At 68.2% G+C, this 13424-nt stretch carries 12 protein-coding genes and 1 pseudogene; 3 read left to right on the top strand and 10 right to left on the bottom strand.

Annotation, left to right across the window (positions count from 1 at the left end; genetic code table 11):
- The first annotated feature begins 101 nt into the window (after positions 1-101).
- Positions 102-359, top strand: coding sequence for a CBU_0592 family membrane protein (locus VFQ64_RS13550; RefSeq protein WP_325103872.1), 258 nt, complete (start codon positions 102-104; stop codon positions 357-359).
- Here VFQ64_RS13550 and VFQ64_RS13545 read toward each other — a convergent pair.
- The 3 genes from VFQ64_RS13545 to VFQ64_RS13535 form a co-directional block, all read right to left on the bottom strand.
- On the bottom strand, positions 356-2347 hold the full coding sequence (locus tag VFQ64_RS13545) for a TonB-dependent receptor (RefSeq protein ID WP_325103871.1): 1992 nt from the start codon (positions 2345-2347) through the stop codon (positions 356-358). The genes VFQ64_RS13550 and VFQ64_RS13545 overlap by 4 nt on opposite strands.
- A gap of 324 nt (positions 2348-2671) precedes the next feature.
- Positions 2672-3787, bottom strand: coding sequence for a 2-dehydropantoate 2-reductase N-terminal domain-containing protein (locus tag VFQ64_RS13540; protein WP_325103870.1), 1116 nt, complete (start codon positions 3785-3787; stop codon positions 2672-2674).
- Between the two features lie 38 nt (positions 3788-3825).
- Positions 3826-4260, bottom strand: coding sequence for a sulfite exporter TauE/SafE family protein (locus VFQ64_RS13535; protein ID WP_325103869.1), 435 nt, complete (start codon positions 4258-4260; stop codon positions 3826-3828).
- Positions 4261-4271: 11 nt separating this feature from the next.
- On the opposite strand from VFQ64_RS13535, the pseudogene VFQ64_RS13530 reads away from it, so the two are divergent.
- Positions 4272-4559, top strand: a pseudogene (locus VFQ64_RS13530) (MBL fold metallo-hydrolase); the annotation flags it as partial.
- Between the two features lie 46 nt (positions 4560-4605).
- Here the strand turns inward: VFQ64_RS13530 and VFQ64_RS13525 are convergent.
- Together VFQ64_RS13525 and VFQ64_RS13520 are read right to left on the bottom strand one after the other, a co-directional pair.
- Complete coding sequence (locus VFQ64_RS13525) at positions 4606-5103, bottom strand: nuclear transport factor 2 family protein (RefSeq protein WP_325103868.1); 498 nt, start codon at positions 5101-5103, stop codon at positions 4606-4608.
- An 89-nt stretch (positions 5104-5192) separates the two neighbouring features.
- Positions 5193-6311, bottom strand: coding sequence for an acyl-CoA dehydrogenase (locus VFQ64_RS13520; RefSeq protein ID WP_325103867.1), 1119 nt, complete (start codon positions 6309-6311; stop codon positions 5193-5195).
- A 207-nt stretch (positions 6312-6518) separates the two neighbouring features.
- Here VFQ64_RS13520 and VFQ64_RS13515 point away from each other — a divergent pair, with 207 nt between their 5' ends.
- Positions 6519-7352, top strand: a complete 834-nt coding sequence (locus VFQ64_RS13515) for an IclR family transcriptional regulator (RefSeq protein WP_325103866.1) — start codon at positions 6519-6521, stop codon at positions 7350-7352.
- On the opposite strand, the gene VFQ64_RS13510 is transcribed toward VFQ64_RS13515, so the two are convergent.
- The 5 genes from VFQ64_RS13510 to VFQ64_RS13490 form a co-directional block, all read right to left on the bottom strand.
- The gene (locus VFQ64_RS13510; protein WP_325103865.1) at positions 7311-8408 is read right to left on the bottom strand and encodes an NADH:flavin oxidoreductase; all 1098 of its coding nucleotides are present in this window, start codon (positions 8406-8408) and stop codon (positions 7311-7313) included. The two genes, VFQ64_RS13515 and VFQ64_RS13510, sit on opposite strands and share 42 nt — an antisense overlap.
- Positions 8409-8431: 23 nt before the next feature.
- Positions 8432-10003 carry an AMP-binding protein gene (locus tag VFQ64_RS13505; protein ID WP_325103864.1) on the bottom strand — a complete coding sequence of 524 codons (1572 nt, stop codon included), beginning with the start codon at positions 10001-10003 and terminating at the stop codon, positions 8432-8434.
- 79 nt (positions 10004-10082) lie between these two features.
- Positions 10083-11657, bottom strand: a complete 1575-nt coding sequence (locus tag VFQ64_RS13500) for a serine hydrolase (protein WP_325103863.1) — start codon at positions 11655-11657, stop codon at positions 10083-10085.
- A gap of 4 nt (positions 11658-11661) precedes the next feature.
- Positions 11662-12393, bottom strand: a complete 732-nt coding sequence (locus VFQ64_RS13495) for an SDR family oxidoreductase (RefSeq protein WP_325103862.1) — start codon at positions 12391-12393, stop codon at positions 11662-11664.
- On the bottom strand, positions 12393-13424 hold a 1032-nt coding region (locus VFQ64_RS13490), incomplete at its 5' end, for an MFS transporter (RefSeq protein ID WP_325103861.1). The genes VFQ64_RS13495 and VFQ64_RS13490, both read right to left, overlap by 1 nt.

The following is a 13424-nucleotide window of genomic DNA, read 5'->3' as shown; positions in this document are numbered from 1 at the left end:
AGCGGGTCCGTGCCGTCCGTAACCTGCCGCATCGATCCGCATGTTGGTCGGCTTGGCGCGGCGCGGGCTTGTAGGACAGCCCCGATTTGCTGGAGCGCGTATTGCCCGATTTCACCCTTCTCGATGCGATCGGCCTGGTCGGCGTGCTGCTGTTGCTGATCGCCTATGGGCTGACGGTTGGGGGCCGCATCGACCCGCTGCGGCCGGCGGCGCTGTCGCTCAACCTGTTCGGCGCGCTCGGCATCCTGGTCTCTCTATGGGGCGCCTTCAACCTGTCGGCGCTGGTGATCGAAAGCGCCTGGGCGCTGATCGCGCTCGCCGGGCTGGCGCGCTGGTGGTGGCGCCGGCGATCCGCTTAATCGAGCCGTAAGCGGAGCCCCAGCCACAGGGTACGCGGCGTCGCGCGCTCGACCACGTCGGCGCCCGTGACGCCCGCCTCCACCCGCGCGTCCGTCAGGTTCTCCGCTCGCGCTTCGAGGCTGAGCGCGCGGGTCAGCGGCAGGCCGGCAAACGCATCCAGCGTCGTCGCGGGCGCCAGCATGCGGGTGTTGGCGTCATCCTCGAACTGCCGCGCGACATGGCGCAGCGTCGCCGACAGCGTCGTGCCGCCCTGCCGCCGGCCGAGCGTAGCGGAGACGAGATCACGCGGCGTCTGCGCCGGGCGCAGGCCGTCGAGTGCGGCGGCGAGGCCCGACGCCTCGACACGCGGATCGACATGGCTCCACGACGCGCGCGCGAACCAGCGGCCGAGCGTCGCGGCGGCATCGACCTCCAGCCCGGTCGAGCGGATCGCGTCGAGGTTGCGGCGCACCCGGTACACGCCGCCCGCCGCGACGAAGCCGACGCCGGGGAAATTGCCCGGCCCCGCGCCTGCCGTCACATTGGCAATCGCGCCGGTCAGCCGGTTGTGGAACAGCGTCGCCGAGACGGTGACGCCAGCCGCCGGCGCGATCGTCACGCCCGCCTCGGCGCCGTCCAGCCGCTCGGGCGCGAGCGCGGCGTTGGCGGCGACCGCATCCGGTCCGACGCGGAACGGACGGTACAGCTCGTTGAGCGTCGGCAGCCGCCAGCCGCGATACGCGGCCGCGCGGGCCGTGATCGTGGGTGAGGCTCGCCACGCCAGCCCGGCACGCCCGGTCGCCTCGGTCCCCTCGCGCGACGCGAACCGCTGGTCGGTCACCACCCCACCGGTCGCGAGCGCGCGCTCGGCCAGGAAGCCGCCCGCGATCCGCCAGCGATCGACGCGCCCGCCCGCGGTCAGCGTCACCGCGCCGACCTCCACCGCGCCATCGGCGAACAGCCCGATCGTGCGGTTCTCGCCGCCCGCCAGCCGCCGCCGGGTCGGTGCCGCGGCGACGAAGGTGAACAGCTCCTGCGTCCCGCCCCGGACATCGCGCCAGTCGGCGCCGACCCGCACGTCCACGCCCTCGCCCATCGGCGGCCGCAGCTCCAGCCGCGCGCCGAGGCCGGTCGCAGGGGTGTTGTACTGATCGAGCGTCTGCGTCGCCGTCCTCCGGCCAGCGTCGATGCCCGCAAAACTCGACGCGAAGGCGCGCGTCTGCAGATAGGCGAGCGCGCTCCAGCCCCAGCGGCCGCGCCCGACCAGCCGCAGGCTCGCATCCGCGCCCTCGCTGCGGTTGGCGGTGAACGCCGTTCCGCGCTCGCGCCGATCGGAGAAGGCGGAGAGGTTGGCCTGCAACTCGGTGGCGGCCGCGATCTCGACGACGCCGCGTACCGCGACGGATGTCTGCTCGTACGGCGCCGCCCGGTCGGCGGGGCCGCGCCGTTCGGCGACGATGGGTACGAAACCGGCGCCGCGCGCATAGGCTGCGGCGATCGTCGCGAAGCCGCGTCCGCGCTCGAGCGTCGCGCTGGCCTGTGCGTCCACCGCATTGCGGCTGCCGCCGGACAGCGCCGCATCGAGCGCGCCGAGCTGTGCGGGCGTGGCGCTCTCCAGCTCCACCGTGCCGGCGAGCGCGCCCGGGCCGAGATAGCCGCTGCCGCCGCCGCGTGTCACCCGCACCTCGCCGAGCCGGCCGGTCGCATAGGCCGGGAACGCCACCCAGCCGCCGAACGGATCCGCCTGCGGTACGCCGTCGAGCAGCAGCAGCGCGCGGCTGGACGCGTTGCCGCCGATGCCGCGCAACGAGAGGCCCTGGCTGGTCGGATTGGCGCTGCGCGAGTCGGAGCGGCGGAACTGCTGCAGCCCGGCGACGTCGGCGAGCACGCTTTCCAGCCGATTGGCGGCGTTCTGCTCGATCCGCTCGCGGTCGATCCGCACCACGTCGAAGGCGCGGTCACCGAGCCGCGCGTCGAAGCCGCGGCCGGTGACGACGATCTCGGGCACGGGTTCCTGCGCCTGAACGGGCGCGGCGGCGAGAAGGAGGGAGAGGAGAATGGGAGGTCTCTAGCCTACAGATGCGCGCCGCGGCAAAGCCGCGCCGTCGGTCGGAGCTGCGCCCCGCCGGCCGCGCTTGCGCGTCTCAACGCCAGCTTCGCTAGCGCCGTGCGCGCTGCGCGGTGGCAAAAACGGAGGGAGCCACACTTCGATTAGTAACTCATTGATATGGAGTGATAAAGTTTCTGGTCTTGCGATTCCGTGCCCCCAGTTGTGCCCCCGGATATGATACCGATTCTTGGCATGCGCGATCCAAGATGCCTCAACGCCGGCCTAACCAGTACATGTAGCAGCCGCAACGCCCCTCGTCGCGTATTTGCAGCGATCATCGGATTGCCTCGACGAACGACCACCGGAGGTCCGGTGTGCGGCAAGCATCGCTAGCAGCCGTTTCAACGAAGCCATGGATTGCCCGTTGCGCTCGCCTTCCGCCACGCATGCCTCCATCAGTTCGATGTCCTGCTTGCCTACCTTGCCACCGTGATGAAAGGCGTTGAAGGCCTGGAAGTCGAGCGGGCGCGAAGCCTTCTCGATCGACCCCCATATCCTCGTGACCATGCCTCGCGTCAGCACGATGCGGGTGACCCTGCCACGCCAGCCCCGATGCTTCATCCGGACGACTTCCTGGACAGCCTTCACCGTCAAACGCCACAGTGGCTTGTTCTTCGCCAGAGATGCCGCGGACGGCCAGCCCATGAGCTCGCTTGCGGTGAAAATCGCGAACGGCGATTCCGAAATCATGGCAAGGAGATGCGGTTCGATGGCGATGCATTGAGCTACGCCGCACCCATCATAGAGCGCGGCCAAGCGCCGCGCCGCAGCGGGATGGCGGTTTTCAACCATCAGGCCCGCCTTCCCATAATGGCGGTAGGCGATATCGGCCCTGCCGAGCAGCGTGGCATCCGTCGGGGGATGGACCGGAAGGTCCACGCGGTCCACCTGATAGGCCAGACTGCCGAGCGCCGCCATCATGATCCGGTTGTCGGCCAGACCCGTGGCCGCGACATAATGATCGCGAAGGCCAAGGCCGACACCCCCGCCGATCAGGATGGCATCGGTGAAGCGGATCGCCGCTCCTAATTCGCGCAGCAGCGCCGTTCCCTCCGCCGATCGGGTCGATGCGCCATCCAGGGTCACGATGACATAATCGGGCTGCGGGGCGGTCGCCATCTCGATTTCGGCGACGACAGCATAGTCGGAGAAAGACTTCAGCTCCGCATCGTCATACGAATACAGGAGCTGCGGCCGGGAGAGTTCGGCGACCCGACCGGGACGAACGAGGTACGTCACCGATGCAGCAGCCAGGTGAAGGTGATAGCCAAGCGTGAGGCCCATGGCCCCGGCCCCTACGATCAGCACCTTCGGATGAGGGGTTGCGGTGTCGGCCATGATGATCTCCAGTGAAGTGCGGTGACATCGAGCTGTCGCTAAGCAAAAGATGCCACGACATAGGCGCCGACGGTGATGACCACCCCGGCAAATCCTCGCTCGAGCAAACCCTTCCGCGTGCCAAGCAAGCGGCCAAGCGAAATGCCGGCGATCGTGCCCGCCACGCCGCCCGCGATCAGCAGCCCCGCCACTGGCCAGTCCACGAAACCGGATACAGCGTAGGAGGTCGCCGTGGGCAGCCCCAAGGCGCCGACCACGAACAGCGAGGTGCCGATCGCATAGGAAAGCGGCATCGCGGTCGCGAGGATCAGCCCAGACACGATCAGGAAGCCGCCTCCGATACCGAAAAAACCGGCGGCGATGCCGACGCCTAGCCCAATCGGGAGCAGGCGGGGCAGCAGCGTTGCGGCGATTTTACGCGTGAGCCGAACGTCGGGTGCTTCCGCGGTGCGCCGCTTGCGCCGCATCGACATGCCGACCCCGATTCATGTGCCACGACTACAAGGCACCGGCGCGCGACGACTATCGCTGGGAGACGACGGTCGGCGAGCAGCGCCGGGCCAGCGTGCATGTTCATGATGGGGTGAGCGAGGACTCGTTCGTCGCGATGCGCGAGGCTCGGGACGCCACCCTCTCCGTGCCGAAGCTGCTGCTGCCCGCGATGCAGGTAAACATCCGTGCCGGCCACTTCGATGAGGCCGAGGCGAACGGCGTCACCTACTTGCGGATACCCGTGAAATGGCGGGCGTCTGAATGCGGCACATCAGTGTGAGATTTGCGATCGGGGGCAATGCCGCGAATAGCACGGTCTTGGCCGATCAGCGTTCGTACGAATAGTCCGTCCGGTCACGACGGCTGGGCTGAAGATGCGCGAGGTTCAGCCAGCTGCCCTCGATCGTCTCAAGCTTCTCGGAATCGGCAATGACCACACGCTTGCCGATGCGCCATTCGCCGTCGCGTCGTTCCATCCGGTCGATATAGCGAACGTTGACGATGAGATCCGCCGCCGGCTCCGCCGCGGTCGCGCCGCGGCGATGGGAGACGATGGCATAATGTTCAGCCCATGCGATGTCGCCCGTGACTTCGACCAGCTGGTTTCCGGTGAAGTGCGTCGTGCTCTCGAACCTGGGGAGTCCAGCCGAGATCCAGGCGATGAAGCCATCGATGCCGCCGCTGTAGCTGCCATGCTCGTCCGTCGCATCGGGATGATAACAGGAGCGGACGAGGTCCCAGTCGAGTCGATCCACACCGCGGCAATACCGCAAGTGAACGTTGCGGATCAGCGCTTCGTCGATGAAGTTCTGGATGTCCGTCATGGCGTGCTTTCTTCATTGCGACCTCCCTTGGCCGAGCTCGCCATCCTCTCGGTACGTGGCGTAGCCAACCAAGGGGCAGAGCCCCGCGCCTAGGCTGCCAGGTCGGACGCTTCGGAAAAGCGTGTGCGATGCCAAGCAGCGTTTCCATAGGCGAGATCCAGCATCATCTGCCGCTTTAGGTGATGGCTGACGATCAGTTCCGCGCTGACCCCAACCCCACCGTGGAGCTGGACGCACTGGCGTGTGACGAACAGCCCGCACTGCGCGACCCGCGCCTTGGCCGCAGATATTGCCGCCCTGCGTACGGGGGCGGGAGCCCGGAGCCGTGCGGTGGCGTGATAGACCATCGAGCGCGCTTCCTCGCACCGCGTGTCGATGTCGACCATGCGGTGCTGCAGGACCTGAAACGACCCGATCGCCACGCCGAACTGGCGGCGCGTCTTGAGATAGTCGAGCGCGGCCGCGCTCGCCGCGTCCATCGATCCCAGCGCCTCGGCCAGATGCGCGACTATCGCGCGGTCCACCGCCGCTTCGAGCACGGACAGACCCTTGCCCGGTGGAGCGATGCACGCGTGCTCGCTGATCGCTACGTCGTCGAGCCGCAGGCGGGCGTGGCGGTGGCCATCGATGCTACGGAACCGATCGATCGTCAGCCCGGCGGCATCGCGGGGGACCAGGAACAGCGCAATGTCTTGAGAGCCTTGCGTGCGTGCGGGAACGACGAACCACTCGGCATCCGCGCCGTCCTCGACGTGCGACTTCACCCCGGTCAGGCAATGCCCGCCGGTCTGCGTGACGGCCACCGTCTCGACGTGCGAAAGGTCGAACCCCGCTGCCGGTTCGCCGAGCGCGAGCGCCGCCTGAACGCGCCCCGTCGCAATGTCCGCGCGCAGCTCGGCGAGGGCGGGAGCCGACGATGATTCCAGCAGCGCGGGGACGAGGATGCAGCGCGTGACATACGGCTCGAGCATCAAGTGCCGGCCGAAGCCCTGCATCAGCGACATCAGGAACGTGTCGTTTTCCGCCGTGCCGCCCGCCTGACCCAAAGCGAGCCAGCCCAGCTCCGCCATCTCGCGCCATCGCGCCGCCGATGCTTCCGGACCAGCCGCCAGCTGGTGAAGGCGTTCTCCTGGGGGATATTGACGGGCGCCGAACTGGTCGACGCTGTCGGCGATCATCACCTGCTCTTCGCTGGGCTCGAAATTCATGACGCCCCTCCTGCCGCTTGTATTGATCCGATGCGCGGCAGCGGCGCATAGGGGAACGTCGGCACCTATCCGCAACCGGCTATTGCATATGTGCTAGATCGATGGGCATCATGCCTCCGGCTCGACCGGCGAAATCATGTATGAAATGTCATGCCTGTGGCAAACGGCGTCAGACCGGCCGCGAGAGGTGTTGGAGAGGAACCCACGATGCGTAGACCTGTGGTCAAATCCGCGTCCCGTGCGCTTGAGGTGCTCGAACTATTCAACGAACAGCGGCGCCCATTGCGGCTGCAGGAAATCTACGAGCTGCTCGACTATCCACAGTCCAGCGCGACGCACCTGATGAAAAGCATGGTCCACCTGGGCTACGTCAACTACAATCGGGCGTCGCGGGCATACGTGCCGACGTGCAAGGTCCGCGGTCTCGGCAATTGGCTGTCGAGCGCGATGTATGGCCAGACGCGCTTCCACCGGCTGGTCGATCTGCTTCAGCGGCGGACCGACGAAACCGTCGCGCTGTCGATGCAGAACGACCTGTTCATCCAGTATTTCATCATCAAGCCGCCCGGTCACGACTTCAAGATGCCGCCGGACGAGGGCAACATGCGCCTGCTGACCGACTCAACATCGGGCATGGCGCTGCTCAGCCGGATGAGCGCCGCGCAGGTCGATAAGATCTGCCGCCACATCAATTACTACGAGGCCAACGGCGAAGACCGCGTCGAGGTCAACGAGGTGTTGCGCGAATGGCGCTGGGTCAAGCAGGTCGGCTATTGCTACCGCGAGCACCACCCTGATCCGAGCACCTCCTCCATGGCCTTTCCGCTAGAGGAATGCCTTTACGGCATTCCTCTAGCGCTCGGCGTCGGCGGCCTCGCCGATCGGCTGGCGCGCAACAAGATGCGGATCACCCAGATCGTCCGCGAGACGATCGCCGAGTTTCACGACGGTCTGGACGAAGGCGCTGCGCCGCGCCGGGAGCGGGCGCGACTCGCCTGGTCAGGTCAGGACGTCGAGGTCGGCGCGATCGAAGCCGCGTAGGTCGGCGGCCCTGCCGTCGCGGATCTTGGCGACCCACTCAGCGTCCGAGAGAAGGGCGCGGCCGATCGCGACAAGATCGAAATCCCCGCGGGCCAGCATCGCGTCGAGCACGTCGAGCCGTGCGGCGGCGGAGGTCGCTTCCTGGCGGTGGAGGCTGGCGATCATGTCGTTGTCCAGACCGACCGAGCCGACCGCCATCACCGGCTGGCCGCTCAGCCTGCGCGTCCAGCCGGCGAGCCCCATGTCCGAGCCCGCGAACTCGGCGTCCCAGAAGCGGCGGGTCGAGCAGTCGAAAATGTCGACGCCCGCGTCGACCAACGGAACCAGGAATTCCTCCAGCTCCTGCGGCGTGTCGCACAGCCGCGCGTTATACGCCTGCTCCTTGAACTGCGAGAAGCGGAGCATGATCGGGAAGTCCGGCGCCGTCCGGCGGCGGCACTCGCGCACCACTTCACAGGCGAAGCGCGTGCGATCGGCGATCCCGTAGCCGTCGTCGCGGCGATTGGTTTCTGTCCAGAAGAAGCTGTCGAGCAGATAGCCGTGGCCACCATGAATGTTGACGCCGTCGCAGCCGATCTCCCAGGCGACCTGCGCCGCGCGACCATAGGAATCGACCACCTCGTCGATGTCGGCCTGGGTCGCGGGAAGACCCTCGACCTTGCCCGGGTGATAGATGCCCGATGCCGAGATGGTCGCCAGGTGCGCGTTGGGGACGATCGGATATTTGAACCGTGCTCCGCCGATGTGCCAAAGCTGGGGCATGAAGGCCGCACCCGCCGCCTGCACCTCACGCGCGATCCGGCGCCATGCCTCGATCGCTTGCGGATCGTAGATGTTGGGGATGATCGTGTCCTGGATCGCCACCGGGTGATTGATCGCCAGCCCTTCGGTCACGACCATGCCGACTCCGCCCTCGGCCCGGCGCCGGTAATAGCTCGCGACCGCGGCGGTCGGGATGCCCCCGGGCGACTGGCGGCGGGTCATCGGTGCCATGACGGTACGGTTGCGCAAGGACAGCGCGCCGAGGACGAGCGGGTCGAAGAGACTGTTCGGCATCGCGCGAAACCTTCGAAGAGAGCTCAGCCGAGGTGTTCGGCGGCGAGCGCCGCGCCGGCGCGGTAATCGCCCTTGCCGCTGGCGTGCCGGGGGACCGCGTCGACGACGACGATGTGCTTGGGGGTCTTGTAGGCCGCCAGCGTCGATTTGAGACCCGCGCGCACCTCGGCTTCGTCATAGCCGCCGACGGTGTCGATCAGCGCGACCACCGCCTTGCCCCATTGCGCATCGGGAATGCCGAGCACCATCGCGTCGTCGACGCCGGGCTGGAGTTTCAGCGCCTCCTCGACCTCCTCTGGAAACACCTTCTCGCCGCCGGTGTTGATGCACATGTTGCCGCGCCCGATCAGCCGCAGCCGCCCCTCACCATCGCGCGCCGCGAGGTCCCCGGGGATGGCATAGGTCACACCGTCAATCTCGCGAAACGTCGCCGCTGTCTTCGCGGGGTCGCCGTGATAGCCCTGCGCGAACGGCGGACATCGCGCGAGCAGCCCTTCGCCAGGCTCGTCGTCGGTGAGGATGCGGTCGGTCTCTGGATCGATGAGGACGGTGGTTGGCGAGGCCGCGAACCAGCCGGTCGGCGTAGAGCTGGTCGCGGTGGTGATCGCATAGCCTAGCCCCGAGGCTTCGGACGCGCCGAGAATGTCCATCAGCGTCAGATGCGGCAGCGCGGCGATGAGCGCTGCCTTGACCTCCTCGCTCCACATCAGCCCGGCCGACGAGATGAGGCGCAGCGCGGAGAGGTCCCAGCGGCCCGGGTTCGCCAGCAGGCTGCGCGCCATCGGCCGGGCGAAGACGTCGCCGACGATCAGTAACCGGGTCGCGCGGTGGCGAGCGGCTTCACTCCAGAGTTCGTCGGGGTCGAAGCGGTCGGAGGGGAGCAGCAACACGGTGCCGCCATTGACCAGCTCGGCAAGCGAGCTGTTGAGCCCCGCGCCGTGCATCAGCGGGCAGGCGGGGAGGACGCGTCCCGGCGACGGATTGTCACGCACCGCGCGGACGTGATCGTCCATGGTTTCGACACGCGTACGGACCGTCGGGGATTCCAGCTGGATGGCGCGGGCGTCGCCGCTGCGCCAGATCACGCCCTTGGGCCGTCCGGTGGTGCCGCCGGTATAGAGCAGGTAGCCGTCCTCGGGCGATCGCGCGATGCCGAGCGGCGCGGGGTCGCCGCCGACCAGCGCGTCATACTCGCCGCCACCGATCTGCACCGCGAGGGTCAGCGGCGCGCCGAGCGGCGCGACAACGTCTGCGAAGTCGGGCTGGTAGAAGAGTGCCCGCGCGCCGGAATCCTGGAGAACATAGTCGATCTCTGTGGTGGTGTAGCGATAGTTGACGTTGACGGAAGCAAGCCGCGCCTTGAACGCCGCCGCCGCGATCTCGACATATTCGGGGACGTTGCGCGCCAGGATCGCGACCCGGTCGCCGTAATTGAGTCCACGCGCGAGCATCCCACGCGCCAGGCTGTTCGTGCGCGCGTCGAATTCGGACCAGCAGATCGTGCGCGAACCCTGGATCAGTGCGGGGCGATCTCCGGGCACGGCGGCTGCCGTGGCATCGAGCAAGTCTCCGAAATTCCAGTTGGCGACGGTCATGAGCGGTCGGTAGGCGACGGGTAGCGGGGGCGCACGTCCGCGCCGGGATGGCACACGAGAATCGCATATGTGCAGCGTCTTACCTAAGCGCATCCAGTTCGGTGTAGACCGCCGCCTCGAACGCCTCGCGAACTTCGGTCAACGCGGGATCGGCGAAGGGCAGCAGTTGCCCGAGCAGCACCCCGCACACGCCGGCGACCGGGTCGATCCAGAAGAATGTACCTGCCACGCCGACCCAACTCGCGCCCCCGGCGCGTCGACGGCCGCAAATGTCTTCGGGATTGCGTACGCCCAGCAAGCTCCACTCGCCGCGTTGCCCTGGCAACGGGTCGTAGGGCAGGCATAGTGCGGGGATGGCGGTGTCCACCCGGCCCACGGAATGCCCGCCGGCCTGCTCGCGCCACATCGCCTCGACGGTCGCGGCTTGCAGCACCCGGACCCCATCGAGGGCGCCGCCGCCGAGCAGCATGCGCAGCAGGCGGATATAGTCGCCGGCGGTCCCGAACAGCCCCGCGCCGCCGGAGCGGAACTCCCAGTCGCCCGGTTGTCCCATCGGCGAGGGGATCGGCACGACCTGGCCCTCCGGCTGGCGGAGATGAACTGCGGCGCATCGTTCGGAGGGCGCGAAGCCGGTGTCGGTGATGCCCAGCGGTGCGAAGATGTGATCGGCAAAATAGCGGTCAAGCGTCTGGTCTGTGCAACGCTCGATCGCGAGCCCTGCCCAGTCGAGGCCGGTGCCATAGGCCCAGCCCTCGCCTGGGTCGAACAGCAGGGGGCCGCGAAGCGACGCCAATGCCGTCGCGGGCGGCGGCCCGGCGGAGCCGCGCGCGCGCATCAGGCTAGGACTCATGAGGTCGTAACCGAGGCCCGAGCGGTGGGTGAGCAGGTGACGGAGCGTGATCGCCCCGCGCGCGGGGCGCAGGATCGGGCGATCGTCCGCGTCGAAGCCTTCGAGCACCTGCGCGTCGGCCAGCTCGGGCAGCAGCGCGGCGACGGGCTCTTCGAGCGTGAGGCGCCCCGCCTCCACCAGCTGCATCACCGCGACCGTCGTCACCAGCTTGGTCAGCGACGCAAGCCAGAAAACCGTGTCGAGGGTCATGGCCTGCGGTTGTCCGGCGGCGCGGACTCCATGTGCTCCTGCGTAAAGCACGCCCTTCGCGTCGGCGACGACGCCGACCAACCCCGGCGCTACGCCCCGGTCGACGGCGCCGGCAAGGACGTGGTCCAGCGAGGCCTCCCTGCATGTTTCCTGCGCGATCCTTTTGTTCGCGGTGCGGTACAGGCCGGTGAGGAAGTCTCGGATGGGTTCGGGTGGTCCGTCAAGTGTGCCCTCGCTGCGCCAGGCGATTTCGGTAGCCCAATCGGTGCGCCGGGTCAGCCGGACGGTGCAGCGATAGCTGGTGACGCCCGCGAACGGCATGTCGCCGCTGTCGAGGATTTCGTAGCGGAACAGATAGGCGTCGCGATCGCAATCGAGCAGCGCCTCGTGGATGCTGAGCCCGCGCGACGAGGTGACGATGCGGACCGCTCCGGTTGTCTCGGTGCGCAGGATCGTCGGCGCAAGGCGTTCGGGATGCGCCCAGTCGGTCAGGACGCGCCAGACTGCGGGTGCGGGGGCGGGGATGTTCTCGCGGACGGCGGCGAGCTCGATCATTCCGTCACGCGCCGATGAAGATGCCGCCGTCCACCGCCAGCCCCTGGCCGGTGACGTAGGCGGCGTCGTCCGACGCCAAGAACAGTGCGACTCTTGCGACGTCCTGGGGCTCGCCCAGGCGGCCAAGCGGGCTGCGCACGCTCCATGCGGCGGCTCTGGCCGGCTCCATCGCGCCGGTCATGCCGGTCATCACCGGGCCGGGCAGGATAACGTTGGAGGTGATCCCGTAGGGGCCGAACTCCAGCGCCATGTTGCGCGCGAGCGCGATCAATCCGGCCTTGGCCGCCCCATAGGCGGATTGCTGCGGTACCGCGCGCTGCGCCGCCATGCTCGAGGTGGAGATGATCCGCCCCACGGCCGATCGCTTGAGCAGCGGCAGCAGGTCACGGACGATGCGAAAGCCCGCACGCAGCGAGACGTGGAACATCGTGTCCCAGAACTCGTCGCTCATCTCGGCGATCGGCGCGGTGCGCAGGACCGCGGCGTTGTTGACGACAATGTCCACCCCGCCGAGCCGGGCATCGAGCGCTTGTGCGATTCGTCCAGGCGCGTCGTCGGCAGCGACATCGGCCTCGAAGGCGATGATCCGATCGGTCGAGAAAGCGCAGGGAACACCAGGCAGATCGACCGCGAGAACGCGTGCGCCTTCGTATGCGAAAAGCTCGGCGGTCGCGTGGCCGATTCCCGACGCCGCACCGGTGACCAGCGCCACGCGATCCTTTAGGCGATCGGGCATCAGGCGATTCTGTCGCGTTGCAGGCGGCCGCGCGCCGCCCAGAAGCACGCCGCGGCGACCAGTCCGGCGGCAGTCGCGCCCGCCATGCCGACACGCAATCCACCCCCCGTGCCCAGACTCGGCGCAAAGGCATCGCTGAGCAACCCGACGCACAACGGCCCCAGGCCCAGTCCAACGATGTTGAACACGAACAACATCAGCGCTGAGGCGGTCGCGCGCGACCGGGGGGGCGCAAGTCCCAGCGCGGCAGCGTAGGCGGCGCCGTTCCACGCGGAATTGAGCGCGGACGCCATGGCGATCAGCGCAATGGACAGGTACAGGCCGGGCACGAACATCGCCGCGAGTAGCAGCGGGGCGGCAGCGGCAGAGCATAGGGCGGGCAGGAGCACGTAGGCGGAGCCGTTCCGCGCCGCCCAGGCGTCGGCGACGCGTCCGCCGACAACCGCGCCCGCGACCCCGGCCACGCCGCTGCTCAGCCCCAGCGCGAGCCCAAGGAAGCCGATTGGCTCCACTCCCATTCCTGCCGCCGCCTGCGCGAGTTGTCCTGCGTGGTTGCGAAGGAAAAAGGACGCATAGAACGCGCCGAGCCCGTAAAAGACGAACGACGCCGCTGCGCCGCCGCCCGCGACGAGCACGAAGCTGCGATTGGTAAGGAACAGCCGCAGGACTCGCCAGAACGGCTCCGGCTTCTCGCGTGTCACTGCGCTGCGCGTCTGCGAGCGGCGCGGCTCGGGAAGCGTGAGGATGGCGAGCACCGCCAGGAGGACGCCGGGCGCGCCCGCGATGAAGAACACGCTCCGCCACCCCCATTCAGCGGCCGCAAAGCCGCCCATTGCCATGCCGACGAGCTGCCCCATTGGTGCACCCATCGAGTAGAGCGCCAGCGCGCTCGCGCGCTTCGCCTGAGGAACGATGTCGGAGATCAACGAGTGCGCGGGCGGCGTGCAGCCCGCCTCGCCGAGGCCGACGCCGATCCGCGCCAGCACGAACTGGGTGAAGGTCTGGGCGAGGCCGCATAGCGCAGTGAACAG

Origin of the sequence: Sphingomonas sp. (genome assembly GCF_035714405.1) — a bacterium.
Taxonomy (GTDB): Bacteria; Pseudomonadota; Alphaproteobacteria; order Sphingomonadales; family Sphingomonadaceae; genus Sphingomonas.
This window is presented reverse-complemented; position numbering and strand designations above follow the sequence as displayed.